This window comes from Fusobacteria bacterium ZRK30 (genome assembly GCA_024628785.1).
GTDB lineage: Bacteria > Fusobacteriota > Fusobacteriia > Fusobacteriales > Fusobacteriaceae > Psychrilyobacter.
This window is the reverse complement of record CP102405.1, coordinates 835,308-848,561: the sequence shown is the minus strand read 5'-3', so window position 1 is coordinate 848,561 and position 13,254 is coordinate 835,308. Positions and strand designations below refer to the sequence as shown.

Genomic DNA, 13,254 nt, shown 5'->3' with positions numbered 1-13,254 from the left:
AATAGTATTACTAAACATCTAGCGTTATATTTTATAAAAAAAACTATACTTTGTCAATTGATTTATTTCATATATCAAGCTATAATATTAAATAGGTTTTTAAATTTCAAATAAATAATTTTAAATAAATAAAAGGGAGTAAAAAATGGATATAGGCAAAAAAATTAAAAGACTGAGACAGGAAAAATTTCTCACTCAAGATGAGTTAGCTATGAGATGTGAACTATCCAAAGGTTTTATATCCCAAGTAGAAAGAGATCTTACATCTCCATCTATCACTACCCTAATAGACATATTAGAGGGATTGGGCACCAACCTTCGAGATTTTTTTAATGAGGATGAAGATGAAAAAATCGTCTTTAAAAAGGAAGATGTCTTTGAGAATATCGATGAAGAGTTAAAATATAAGATCGAATGGATTGTTCCCAATGCACAGAAAAATCAAATGGAACCTATTCTTATAACCATAGAAGAGGGAGGAAGGTATAAGGAGGAGCTCCCCCACGAAGGAGAGGAGTTTGGATACGTACTGAGCGGTACCGTATTGATTCACTTAGGAGAAAAAACATACAAGGCCCGTAAAGGGGAGTCATTTTACTATAAATCTAGAAAAAATCACTACATTTCCAATGCAGGAAAAAATATAGTTAAAGTTTTATGGGTATCCAATCCGCCGGCATTTTAAAAAAAAGGTATCAAAAGCATTATACTTTTGATACCTTTTTAGTTTTTTCATAAAAATTATACCGATAAGACATTTAAAATCTGAATAGCAACCCCTAGATGCAATGCTTCCTCATCTATATCAAAACACTCATTATGAGCTGATGCCGTTATCCCTTTTTTTTCATTTTTTACTCCCAGATAAAAAAACACTCCCGGTATCTTTTCTAAATAATATCCAAAATCTTCCACACCCATATTAGCTTTTTCTTTTTCCAGGACACTCTCTATCCCTAAAATATCCGTGGCATTTCTCTTGATCAACTCTACCATATTATCATCGTTGATAAGGGAAGAATACCCTTTCCCAATCTTTAGTATTCCCTTTCCACCCATGGAAACAGGCAGGGTATCCACTAAAACTTTTAATTTTTCTTTAACTAATTTTCTTACTTCAGGATCCAAAGTCCTTAACGTTCCCATTAATTTTACAGAATCTGCTATGATATTAGGTGCACTCCCTCCCTCAATCATCCCCATGGTCAACACTGCACTGTCTCTGGCATCTATCCGGCTGACTATGGCTTGCATAGCTGTTATCAATTGTGCTGTTATGACAATTGCGTCTACGCCCTCTCCAGGATAAGCCCCATGAGCAGACCTTCCCTGAACCTCTATCTCTATACTGTCTGAAGAAGCATTCATCTGCTTATACCTGTATTCCACACTTCCTTTTTCTATCAGAGAACTCACATGTAATCCAAATATAGCATCTACACCTTCTAAAACTCCCTCTTTAATCATAGGCTCTGCTCCTCCTACAGTTTCTTCTGCAGGCTGAAATATAAATCTTACATTTACTCCTAATTCATCTTTTTGTTCACTGAGTATTTTAGCTACCCCCAAAAGGATAGTGGTATGTGCATCATGACCGCAGGCATGCATAACTCCATGGTTTTTAGATTTGTAAGAAACTTCATTTTTTTCCAAAATAGGCAGAGCATCAATATCAGCTCGAAGAGCTATAGTCTTAAACGCATTTTTCCCCTTTATCTCTCCTGCTACCCCTGTTTTTGCCATCTTTTTATGCAATATCCCAAATTCATCTAAATATTCACAAATTTTTCTCTGGGTACGAAACTCCTGCATTCCCAGCTCCGGATACATATGAAAGTCTCCCCTGACTTTAGAAAGCCAGGGAGATATCTTTTTAGCTAATTCTAAAATTTTATTGCTGTCCATAAAAAATCCCCCCCTAAAAAATATCTAACCCATAGCACACAGACCTAATCTAATTATTAAAACCAAAACCTTTACACGAAGCTCACAGAGGAAAAACCTAGAGAGCTCAGTAATCGTTTTTTTCTTGGTTATAACCTTTTCTCTTTTGACACAGACTAAAATCTAACCTTTCTTTTGAATTTAATTCCTTTTTCAAAGTGTTACCTTGCTACTCAGTATATCTCTTACGAGTTTCGTCGTGCTCATTATCTAAACACTTCAATTTATCCATGTTATTTAAAATTCATTTATTTCAGATAATAGATACTCTCCATTACTTGCTCTAATTTTTTAGATATTCCAGTGCCGTTCATCCCGTGATGATTTATTATTATAGAAAAGGCCAGGAGATCTCCATCAATATTATAAATATATCCCCCATAGGATTTTATTCCTGTAAGAGTTCCGCTTTTTCCATGGAGATTATCCACTAAGACCGTCTTTTCTTTAAATTTTTTAAAGGTTCCACCCTTTCCAGGCTCAGCTAAAGAATTATAAAAACTCAAAAAATCATTAGATTTATTCATATATTTCAAGACCTCTACTACAGTATCAGGAGTCACTCCATCGTAACGGGATAATCCGCTTCCATCGTATATATAGAGCCCCCTTGCAGATACACGTCTACTCCAGTATCCCTTCATCGTTTCAGCCTTGTTTCCCTTTACCTCTTTATTTTTTCTCCTTAACTTTTTCTCCACCTCCATCTTTAGGTGCTCTGCAAATAAATTTACACTGTACTTATTCATATAACCTATGATCTCCTCTAATTTAGGAGAATACTGGGTATAAATAATATTTTTTTTATTTTCTACTGTTTCATCTCTATTCTTCAATCTGCTTCCATCATTTTCTATACCATCCCGTTCTAAAGTTTCAGAAAATATTGCCCCTAAAGCAGAAGCCGGATCCTGCATCACTGTATTATATGAAATTATAGGTCTATTCATGGTTCCCAATGCAATTATTTCATTGCTGTAGGGAGGTACTACCAATGTTATTTTAGACGGTCTTTTATCATCTCCTACAACTCTATTAGTTACCACAGTATTAACCCATAAAGGAGACACACTTGCCCTGATATTTTTATCTTCCTTTCGGAGTGTCAGTCTGATACTATTATCCAAAAAAGTAAGTCCGCTGGGCTTTGAAGCAAAGGTATACCTCAGATCCCCCCATTCCCAAGTTTGAGACAGGGTTGTTTCAGGATAATAAGAACAATCAGCAACTATCTGACCATTAATTTTTTTTATCCCCATAGTTTTTACTTTTTCTACCCAGATATTTAAAAATTCCAGTTGTTTCTTTTTTTCCTCTGCTGTTACCCTTTCAGGATTTTTTGCAGCCAGATATTTAGACCCCAAAGTAGGATCTCCCCCGCCAATAATATAGATATTTCCATTTAAAGTTCCATCTTCCCCAATTTGTCCGTCATAGACTAATGTAGTTTTAAACCTATAATCTGCCCCTAAAACTTCTAGTGCTGCTCCTGTAGTCAATAATTTCATATTAGAAGCCGGTACCAGGGATTTGTCAGAATTTAATTCAAATAAAGTTTTATTGGTTTCTAAGTTCATAACTTTTATCCCCAGGCTGGCACTTTCTATTTTTGGCAGTTTCCTAAAATCACTTACCACTGCTTCTGTCCTAGATCTTATTGAAACAGTTGGGGTCTCGGCACTCCTGCACGAAATTATAGACACTAAAATTATCAATACAATCAATTTTTTTAATATGTTTTTCATCTGACCGCTCCCTCTAAACTTCTAATCGTTAACTTATCACAATCTATCTCCACCTCTATCCCTAGGGGAAGTGTTACCATAGGTTTACAATGGCCCGATTTAAAATTATAAATTATAGGAATACCCAGCTTCTTTAACCTGTCCTCTAAGAGATCCATAAGGGGCATGTCATATTCCGATGCAGGAATACAGTTATTAAAATCTCCCAATATAATTCCATTTAACTGGCCTAGTTTTCCTGAATTTAAAAGCTGGGTCAGAGCACGATCTACCTTATACGTAGGTTCTCTGATCTCCTCTACAAATAATATTTTACCTTTAAAATCAAGTTCATTGGGAGTTCCCATGTCCCCCATAAGGGTAATTAAATTCCCCCCTGCTACGATTCCAATAGCCTTCCCTCCTACCATAGATTTTAATTCTGTTGGATTTATTATCTCTCTGCCACAGATATTTTCCATACTTTCTACAAATGAATCCACCGTAAATTTTTCTATATCAAAAAAATTAGAAACTGCCATAGGTCCATGGAATGTAACCAAACCAGCTCTTTGATTCAGAGCAGTGTGAAGTGTTGTAATATCGCTGTACCCTATAAATATCTTGGGGTTTTTCTTTATCATATCAATATCCAGTGCTTCCACAATCCTTATACTTCCATATCCCCCACGAAGACACATGACTGCATCTACTTCTGGATCTTTAAAAAAATTATTTATATCTGATACTCTGCTTTTATCTGTTCCTGCAAATGAATGCCAGGTATCAAAAATGTGTTTTCCTAATTTCACCTTATATCCCAGGCTTTCTAACTTTTTTTTTGAACTGAGCACCTTCTCTTTAGAACCTGAGTTAGCAGGAGCCACTATCCCTATGGTATCTCCCTTTTTTAAATTTTTCCCCTTTAACATCTCCAGCCTCCCCTACGACAATAATAAAACTTTACATTTTTTCAAAATTAGGTTATAATTCTTTTGAAATGTGTTAGCGACATTATGGTGTTTCTAATGCTGAGCCAGTAAACTTTCTCAAAAGGTTTACTGGCTCTTTCACTTTATATAGTTATTCCCCCTCCATCGTATAGATAGAGGGATTTTTTTTATTTAATTACACCTGCAAAATTGGATGCAACGTCACGTTGCTCTTTTACTCTTCCACAGGAAAATATTTTTCTAACTTTAAGTTCACATATTTCCCCGTATCTTCTAATTTAAATTCAGCTGAGTATATCTTTTCATTTTTCCCTTTTATCTTCTTTAAAGAGATAGTTTCCCCTTTTATTAATTTTTTAGCCCTGGTTTTGGAAATCTTTACCTCTATAGACTTATATCTACTCTCTTTCCACAGGGTAAAGTTACACGGCGGGGCATCTCTATACCCCACACACGAAAACCCCTTACTGTTCTCATAGATATTTTTTCCGCATCTGGGACAGACTGCGATTATCTCCCTTTCTGAATCATTGTATACCCTGGGTATCTCTATATTCTGGCCTATAATTCTCTGGAGTTCCTCTGTAACCAGATCGATAGTTTCCTGGATAGTGCTATTTCCCTTATATACTTTTTTCAGGAGTTTAGAAAACTCTACAGTCTTTGTTTTATACAGATCTATATTTAATTTATCCAATGTCTCAACTACTTTTCCTCCCAATGGTTCCAAAGAAAAATTAGATCCTTTTTGGGATATATATTCATATTTTTTGGCATTTTCTATTATCCCTGTTCTTGTTGCCTCAGTCCCTATCTCAATCCCTTTTAATATAGCCTTATACTCATCCTCTTCGGTATCACTGTCCTTTCTGAATGGATTTTTTAAATGGGCTGCCAGTTCCCTTTCTGAGACTTTTCTGGGGGGCTTAGTTTCCTTAAGTATTTTTTTAAACTCAACTTTAAAGGTATCTCCTACAATAAAATTAGGTAGTTTATTTTCAAAAACCGCAGGTTCGTATTTGTAAAATCCTGCCTGTACAACACTTTCTCCTGAAAGCTTAAATTTTTCATCTCCTACACCTATAGTGACTACAACCTTAGCTGTAATAGTTTCCTCAGCTACAAAGTTTGAGATAAAACGATTCAAGATAGTTTCATAGATTATTTTTTCCCGTCCGTTTAAATTGTTCTTTGGAAATTTCATAGTCGGAATTATCGCACTATGACTCTCCACCTTATCATCATCAAATATCTTTTTAGAATCTTTAAACTTTACATTGTGATCCTTTGAAAGCACCTTTAGAAGCTGCTTAACCTTTCCCTTTTCATTCACAGCCAGGTATTCTGTATTTGTCCTTGGATATGTGATATATCCATTTTCATATAATTTCTGAATTATTTCCAAAGATCCCTTAAAATCTATCTTATTTTTTTTCGAAAGCTGGGATTGTAATTTTGACAATGAAAATAATTTCCCCGGCTGTTTTTTAATCTCCTTATTTTCCTTGGATAAAACTTTTCCCTCACAGGAGTTGAGTTCTTCACATTTTAAGTCAGCTTTTTTCTCATCTTTTATGAGATATTTTGTGCTTTTAGACAGTTTAAATTTAACCTCGTCCTTCTCACATTCACTCTCAAGCTGGATATATTTTTCCTTGACGAACTTCTCTATAGCTGTATCCCTGTCATAGATAAATTTTAATACCGGTATCAATACCCTTCCTACCGGCATCAATTGACCACTTTTCAGTGTGATATATCTGGTTAAATTTATACCAAAGAGCCAATCCATCACAGTTCTGGAATATCCCTCAAACGCTAATTTTATATACTCCCTGTCAGGTTTTATATTCTTAACTTCCTCTATGATGGTCTCCTTGGTCTGTTCCGGAAGCCATAACCTGTATACCTCTTTTTTTATCTTGGATTCCTTTATAATCCTATCTATTATTATCTGTCCCTCTCTGTCTGCATCTCCGCAATTAATAATTCCTTCTACATCTTCCCTCTCCATAAGATCTTTAAGAACTTTAAATTGTTCAGCAATCCCCTTGCTCTCCTTTAATTTAAATTTAAACTTCTTCGGTGTAAAGGGTAGTTCTACCTCCTTCCACTTCATCTTCTTGCCAAAATAATCATCTACATTGGATAGTTCGAACAGGTGACCGAATGCCCATGAAACAATATATTTGTCCCCTTCTATATACCCGTTTCCTCTTTTTTTCAGACCTAATGCACTGGCTATATTCCTCCCTAAACTGGGTTTTTCCGCTATAATTAATTTTTTCATCATTTACTCCTTTTGTTTTACTAACTAAGGTTTTCTTTCTTTACTTTAATACTCTTCATAACAAAGGTTTTCTCTTTTAATTTTAGAGTATTGGAAGGTTTAAATCAAGAAAAAAAGAAAATTGACCTTATCCTCTTAATATTGATATAATTTAATGATAAATAGGTAGTTATTTTCTATCTGTAAACTTTCAATTATCAACTCTTGTTTCATAGGAGAAATCAATATGTTAAAATTTAAAAATATAACTACTAATGAGAAGAAACCCCATCTTAATAATTTAAATTTAAATGTTTCAAATGGAAAATTTATCCTTTTAAATTATAGATCTAAAACAGAAAAAGATAAGATAATCGACTTAATCTGCCAGCTGGATATCCCTAAATCCGGAGGTATCATAATCGGAGGAAAAAACCTCTCTAAGTTTAATTGTCGTTCAAAAATAATTCATAAAAGAATAGGAATTTGTTTTGAAGATTTTAAGCTTATACAAACAAAAGATGTCATGGGAAATATAACTCTTCCTTTGGAGATCCATACAAAATTACCTCCTAAGAAACTCATTGAAACAGGTGAAAAACAGTTAAAAAATTTTGGTCTTTTAGATAAAAAAAATAATTCTTTAACAACTCTGAATTTAGAGGAAAAGCAAAGACTTAACATCGCCAGATCTCTGGTTTTAGATCCTGAATTAATCATCTTGGATAATCCTCAAATTCATTTAAAAATTGAAAAAATTGAGAGTTTAATGAAATATTTCCAGGATCTCAACAGCAAGGGCAAAACCATAGTAATTTTTACCAACAATAAAAAAATTGAAAATATGATAAATTGTGATAAATATATCTTAGAGAAGGGAGCAATATCCAATGTTTAAAAAAATACGTCAAATGAATACCGAGATAAATGAATTAATCCAAAAAAATATAACCTACTATACTCTTAGTTTTACTACTTTGATCTTTGCATTTTTATTTTTTAATATAAGCGTTATCTCTATCTATAACATCTATCAAAGCAATAAAACTTTAAACAAAAGTTATACTCTCAGCGTGTATATGAATAACAACGTCTCTCAAAATAGTATTGAGAAGATTGAAAAAAACATTTTAACCCTTGATGGTATCGAACAAATCAGCTATATAAATAAAGAGTTAGCATTTAAAAAATTAGCTGATCAACTAGGTCTCAGTAATCGTGGGATAGGTAACCCTCTCTTAAACTCATTTGTCGTAAAGACTGAGGGAGAAAAAAACCTGAATCAAGCAAAAGTCATCATCGATGAGATCGACGGTGTAAAAGAAGTTGTAATCAATAAAAAGAGTGTTACTAAATTAGATGAAAAGATAAAAAGAAATAATAAACTTCTAATTGGATTGCTCTTAATCACACTGCTTCCTATAAAAATAATGATATTTAATATAATGCATAGCAGTGTTGTCAGTCAAAATCATGATATAGAAGCTAAATTATATCTGGGTATGGAAAAAAGAGAGATCTTAAGACCCTATTATTTTATAAATAATATAAAGTTTATCTCAGCAGCAATTATAGGAAGTTTAACCTTTTTAAACCTCTATGAATTTATTCGAAGTGAGATAGCCGGGTTGAACTATATAGTTTCTACCGTCCAGGCTGGAATAGTTGTAGGGATTATCATTCTCCTTGTCGGTTTAATTTTTCCATTTGTATCTTTTAACTTAATAAAGGTTAAGAGGTAGATCTATGAAAAAACTAATATTTTTACTGACTTTGATGATTATTACTACAAATACATTCTCTAACAGTATCGATGAAAAAAAAAATCAAATCAGTCAGATTGAAAACGAGATCAAAAGAAAAGGTGAAGAGATCAAAAAAAACGCTCAAAAAATCAAGACTATAGATAAAAAAACAGAAACTCTAAAAGAACAGATAATCCGTGTAGAAAAAGAATTAAAAATTATCGAAAGTGAAAAAGAACTCTTAAAGATAAAGATTGATGTAGTCAGCAGAAAGGTAGATTATGGTAAGCGGAATCTAAAATTTAGTTCTAAAGAACTTACCAATATGGAAAATGATTATGTAGCTATGCTCCAGTCGTGGCAGAAAAAAGATATAACCGATGAAATTGATACCTATAATTTTAAGGAGATCCTAAAGGCCAACCAGGAGAGACAGGATGAGATAAAAAGTGTCCAAAACAATATAAAAAAAGTAAAAGAAGATATCGAAAAGGAGCAGAGAAATCTGAAAAAACTCCAATCTCAACTGGCTTATAAGGAACGACAGCAAGAGAGTAAGAAGAGACAACACAATAACCTGATTGCCCAGTATAATAAAGATAAGAAGATAACAACAGCTAAAACAAACCAGGCTAAAAACACGATAACAAACCTTCAAAAGCAAAAAGCTGCTATTGAAAAAGAGATCGATAATATAATCAGAACCAGAACCAAGCAGCTGGGAAATGTAAATTATTCCACTGTTGCCAAAAACTTAGGAAGTTTTAAAAAACCTATCTCTGGAAAAGTTCTGGTTGGATTTAATCAGGCCAAGGTCGGTGGAATCCGTAGTTCAGGACAGGAGATCCAAGGAAACTTAGGAGATCGGGTTGTTTCTGCAAATAAGGGTAAGGTTATCTATGCAGGTAAATTTATGAATATGGGAAAAGTTGTCATGATAGACCATGGATATAACTTGATCACTATCTATGGAAACCTAATCTCTAACTATGTAAAATTAGGGCAGACCGTAGGAAAAGGAAGTGAAATCGGAATTTTAGGACTTAACTCCGATGGAAGATCATATCTTTATTATGAGACAAGGTTTAACCTAAAATCTTCCAATCCAAATAACTTTTAGAACTATCTAAAGACTAACTATAAAATCAGAATCACATAATCAGCCTAGGGATTTAAAGTTTCCAGTGAGATTCATATCTCTAGGTTGAAAATATACATCATATATTTGACCATTGGTCACATAGGGGGAGAAAGATGAAAAAAAAGGTATGTATCATATATAATACCTCTAAAAAAGATGCAATAAAATTTTATGAAGTATCCAAAGAGTTCTTCGAGAATTGCGGTATAGAGGTCCAGTCAGAGATAGAGGGATCAGCTTTTGTCGTGGTTATCGGTGGAGACGGAACTCTCCTACAGGCCAGCAAAGATATAGCTAATCACAACAAATTTGCTATTGCTGTAAATATGGGAAGTCTTGGATTTCTTACAGACATAAGGAGGATCGAAGCGCTTCAAGTTTATGAAGATGTTTTGATGGGCAACTATAAGTTAGAGGAAAGACACATGTTGGAGGTAGAAGTCAGGGGAGAAACACATACCGGTCTCAATGAGGTGGTTCTGGCAAAGGGAGGAATCCTGCAAAAATTAATCAGAATTAGAGCTTCAGGGGAATACTATATCAATACATACAGGGCAGATGGATTAATTGTTGCTACTCCTACAGGATCAACAGGTTATTCCCTTTCAGCAGGAGGGCCCATCATCAGATCTAATTTGGATGTACTTTTAATTACTCCTATCGCTCCACACAACTTAAGCACCAGACCTATAATAGTAGATGGGAAAGAGGAGATCACACTGAGATTAGAGGGTAGAGAAGATTCCGCCTATATAGCTGTCGATGGAGATGACGCTATCGAGGTTACCAAAGAGGATATTATCAAGATCAGATATTCAGATAAAAAACTAAAGTTAGTGCTGCCAAAGTCGAGAAATTATTATTCTGTTTTAAGGGAAAAATTAAAGTGGGGAGATAAGATATGTTAAGGGAACTTCGAATTGAAAATTTAGCAATTATAGATAAATTAGAATTAGAATTTCAAGATAAATTAATAGCTCTCACAGGTGAGACAGGAGCAGGAAAATCGATTATCCTTACAGGTATCAACCTCCTTATTGGTGAAAAAACTAATATGGAGATGCTTAGAGATGGGGCTGACTATCTTTTGGCTGAAGGTGTCTTTGATGCCAATGAAAATCAGGCAGAAGAACTCCATGAGATGGGGATAGATGTGGAAAATAATGAAATAATTGTCCAAAGAAGGATGGAATCCAATGGCCGCGGAAAAGCTTTTGTAAATGGCAGAAGAGTTCCCATGAGCAACCTAAAGGAGATTATGGGAACCTTGGTAGATATTGTAGGTCAGCATTCCCACCAGATGCTCCTCCATAGGGGAAATCATATAAAATTAATCGATAGATTTTTAAATAAAGATGAACACCTTATCAAAGATCAGCTGGGAGATATTGTCTCTAATTATGAGGAGGTCCATAGACTCCTAATACAGCTTTCGGAAACAAGAAACAATATCAAAGAGAAAAAAGATCTCTATGAATATCAGTTAGCAGAAATCGAAGAGGTAAACTTATCTAAAAATGAGGATGAGGAATTAGAAGATGAATATAAGATCCTTTTTAATGCCGGTAAGATTACTGAAAAATTAAAAAATTCCTACTATAGTATAAGTGACGGAGAGGTAAACGTAACCTCTTTACTCCACAGTGTGAAAAAAAATATGGAGACCCTCTCCCAATATGGAAAAGACTATGAGGCCATCTTTGAGAAAGTAGAAAAAATCTACTACGAAGTTGAGGATCTCACATACAATATAGAAAACATTCAGGATAATATGGATGTAGATGAGTACCGGCTCAACGCTGTAGTGGACAGATTAGACAAGATAAACAATCTCAAGAAAAAATACGGAGAAGATATCTCAGAAATTTTAGGATATCGGGATAAGATAAAAAATGAATTGGATCTTTTGGATGAAAGTGATTTTGAGGAAAAAAAGTTAAATAAAAAAATACAAGATCTCCTAAAAAAATATAAGGAGATCGCTGGTAAACTCTCTGCTGTCCGTAAGACCAAAGCTAAACTGATCGAGGAGCACCTTACCTCTGAACTAATATATTTAAATATGAAAGATGCCAGATTTAAGGTCGATTTTAAAGTCGATGAGAAGATCTCAAGATCTGGAATAGATATAGTAGAGTTCATGATTGCTCCCAACCTGGGGCAGGAGATGAAACCCCTTGCCAAGGTAGTTTCCGGAGGAGAGATGAGCAGGATCATGCTGGCTCTAAAGGTAATATTTTCAGCTGTAGATAATGTTCCTATACTGGTATTTGACGAGATCGATACTGGGGTAGGAGGAGAGACAGTTAGAAAGATAGCGGATAAATTGTATGATATCGGAGAGAATGCCCAGATCATATGTATAACCCATTCCCCTGCAATTGCAGCTAAGGCCAGCCAGCAATTTTATATTAAGAAAAAAAATATCCAGGGAAAAACTATAGCCACAGTAAAAAATCTAAATCCAGAAGAGAGGATAGATGAGATCGCACGAATGCTGGCAGGAGATCAGGTCAGTGACAGTGTAAAAAAACATGCAAAAGAACTGCTGAAGGGGTGAGAATATGCTCAGCAAAATACCGGGATTTAAAGAATTTGAAAAACACATGAAAGACAGCAGCTTTAGTTATAACAGCTGCGAAGCTTATAAAAAAGATATAGATGATTTTTTTATCTTTATAAGATATAAACCTCTAAATGAAATAGTAGAGGAAGATATCTTAAACTTCATAAAAGACCTAAAAAAAGTCTATTCCAATAACAGTATCAACAGAAAAATAATATCTATTCGAGGATATTTAAAATATTTTTACAAAAATGGTATAATTGATAGTCTGCCTATGGAAAAGATAAAAAATCTCCCTCCTGAAAAAAGAACTTTAGAGATATTAAGTTTGGAAGAGATTGAGAAATTGAGAGAGATTATGGATGATTCCCCTAAGGAATACAGGGATAGGACCATCTTGGACATCCTCTATGAGACTGGTATTTTAATCTCAGAAGTTTTAGATCTTCGATGTGAAGACATAATATCAGAAGATTATAAGGTTATCACTCAAATTAAGGGCGTTAAGATAAATAAGATCCCTTTAGACAACTCTTTAAGTGAAAGATTGCAGATATTTATAGAGGAAAAAAGAGATCAATTGAGAAATAAAAATACCAAAATATTTTCCAGTATTTCCAGGCAGAATTATAGAGCCAGACTTATAAAATATGGGAAAAGAGCCAGTCTAGACAGGGAAATATATACCCATATGATCAGAAACTCTGTTCTAAAAAATATTTTGGACACAGAGGGAGCCCATGTTGTAAAGGATAGGATGGGATATTCTACCATTCAAAATACCAGTCTTTACAGCAGCAGGAATACCCAGCAGATTAAAAAGATATATATGGAGATAGGAATCGGAGATGAATAACCTCTGCTTATTTTAAAAGAAGCAGGAAATAATAAAAAAGATTAAAATTTAACAGG

11 protein-coding genes are annotated in these 13,254 nt (G+C 34.2%); 7 read left to right on the top strand and 4 right to left on the bottom strand.

Annotation, left to right across the window (positions count from 1 at the left end):
- Positions 1 to 145: 145 nt before the first annotated feature.
- Entirely contained in the window at positions 146 to 685 is a 540-nt protein-coding gene (locus NRK67_09220) for an XRE family transcriptional regulator (GenBank protein UUV19592.1), read from the top strand.
- 56 nt (positions 686 to 741) lie between these two features.
- Here the strand turns inward: NRK67_09220 and NRK67_09215 are convergent, their stop codons facing one another.
- The 4 genes from NRK67_09215 to NRK67_09200 all read right to left on the bottom strand — a co-directional run bounded on the left by NRK67_09215 (position 742) and on the right by NRK67_09200 (position 6,911).
- Positions 742 to 1,905, bottom strand: a complete 1,164-nt coding sequence (locus NRK67_09215; GenBank protein ID UUV19591.1) for an amidohydrolase — start codon at positions 1,903 to 1,905, stop codon at positions 742 to 744.
- A gap of 287 nt (positions 1,906 to 2,192) precedes the next feature.
- Positions 2,193 to 3,689, bottom strand: coding sequence for a D-alanyl-D-alanine carboxypeptidase/D-alanyl-D-alanine-endopeptidase (gene dacB / locus NRK67_09210; GenBank protein UUV19590.1), 1,497 nt, complete (start codon positions 3,687 to 3,689; stop codon positions 2,193 to 2,195).
- Positions 3,686 to 4,600: an LD-carboxypeptidase gene (locus tag NRK67_09205; protein UUV19589.1), complete on the bottom strand. Its 915-nt coding sequence runs from the start codon at positions 4,598 to 4,600 to the stop codon at positions 3,686 to 3,688. The genes dacB and NRK67_09205 overlap by 4 nt, the downstream gene beginning before the upstream one ends.
- Positions 4,601 to 4,835: 235 nt before the next feature.
- Complete coding sequence (locus NRK67_09200; protein ID UUV19588.1) at positions 4,836 to 6,911, bottom strand: DNA topoisomerase; 2,076 nt, start codon at positions 6,909 to 6,911, stop codon at positions 4,836 to 4,838.
- A 226-nt stretch (positions 6,912 to 7,137) separates the two neighbouring features.
- Between NRK67_09200 and NRK67_09195 the strand changes: the two genes are divergently transcribed.
- From NRK67_09195 to NRK67_09170, 6 genes are all read left to right on the top strand, one after another.
- On the top strand, positions 7,138 to 7,788 hold the full coding sequence (locus NRK67_09195) for an ATP-binding cassette domain-containing protein (protein ID UUV19587.1): 651 nt from the start codon (positions 7,138 to 7,140) through the stop codon (positions 7,786 to 7,788).
- Positions 7,781 to 8,632 (top strand): permease-like cell division protein FtsX, encoded by an 852-nt coding sequence (locus NRK67_09190; protein ID UUV19586.1) that lies wholly within the window; start codon positions 7,781 to 7,783, stop codon positions 8,630 to 8,632. Before NRK67_09195 ends, NRK67_09190 begins: the two co-directional genes overlap by 8 nt.
- Before the next feature lie 4 nt (positions 8,633 to 8,636).
- Positions 8,637 to 9,755: a peptidoglycan DD-metalloendopeptidase family protein gene (locus NRK67_09185; protein UUV19585.1), complete on the top strand. Its 1,119-nt coding sequence runs from the start codon at positions 8,637 to 8,639 to the stop codon at positions 9,753 to 9,755.
- Positions 9,756 to 9,889: 134 nt separating this feature from the next.
- Entirely contained in the window at positions 9,890 to 10,684 is a 795-nt protein-coding gene (locus NRK67_09180) for an NAD(+)/NADH kinase (GenBank protein ID UUV19584.1), read from the top strand.
- The gene (gene recN, locus NRK67_09175; protein UUV19583.1) at positions 10,678 to 12,336 is read left to right on the top strand and encodes a DNA repair protein RecN; all 1,659 of its coding nucleotides are present in this window, start codon (positions 10,678 to 10,680) and stop codon (positions 12,334 to 12,336) included. The genes NRK67_09180 and recN overlap by 7 nt, the downstream gene beginning before the upstream one ends.
- Before the next feature lie 4 nt (positions 12,337 to 12,340).
- Complete coding sequence (locus tag NRK67_09170; GenBank protein UUV19582.1) at positions 12,341 to 13,198, top strand: tyrosine-type recombinase/integrase; 858 nt, start codon at positions 12,341 to 12,343, stop codon at positions 13,196 to 13,198.
- The last annotated feature ends 56 nt before the right edge of the window (positions 13,199 to 13,254 follow it).

Excerpts from the sequence above, each read along its gene's own strand:
- NRK67_09190 (UUV19586.1), top strand. The coding sequence starts at position 7,781 with ATGTTTAAAAAAATACGTCAAATGAATACCGAGATAAATGAATTAATC.
- NRK67_09185 (UUV19585.1), top strand. The coding sequence starts at position 8,637 with ATGAAAAAACTAATATTTTTACTGACTTTGATGATTATTACTACAAAT.
- NRK67_09195 (UUV19587.1), top strand. The coding sequence starts at position 7,138 with ATGTTAAAATTTAAAAATATAACTACTAATGAGAAGAAACCCCATCTT.
- dacB (UUV19590.1), bottom strand. The coding sequence starts at position 3,689 with ATGAAAAACATATTAAAAAAATTGATTGTATTGATAATTTTAGTGTCT.
- NRK67_09200 (UUV19588.1), bottom strand. The coding sequence starts at position 6,911 with ATGAAAAAATTAATTATAGCGGAAAAACCCAGTTTAGGGAGGAATATA.
- recN (UUV19583.1), top strand. The coding sequence starts at position 10,678 with ATGTTAAGGGAACTTCGAATTGAAAATTTAGCAATTATAGATAAATTA.
- NRK67_09220 (UUV19592.1), top strand. The coding sequence starts at position 146 with ATGGATATAGGCAAAAAAATTAAAAGACTGAGACAGGAAAAATTTCTC.
- NRK67_09180 (UUV19584.1), top strand. The coding sequence starts at position 9,890 with ATGAAAAAAAAGGTATGTATCATATATAATACCTCTAAAAAAGATGCA.
- NRK67_09215 (UUV19591.1), bottom strand. The coding sequence starts at position 1,905 with ATGGACAGCAATAAAATTTTAGAATTAGCTAAAAAGATATCTCCCTGG.
- NRK67_09170 (UUV19582.1), top strand. The coding sequence starts at position 12,341 with ATGCTCAGCAAAATACCGGGATTTAAAGAATTTGAAAAACACATGAAA.
- NRK67_09205 (UUV19589.1), bottom strand. The coding sequence starts at position 4,600 with ATGTTAAAGGGGAAAAATTTAAAAAAGGGAGATACCATAGGGATAGTG.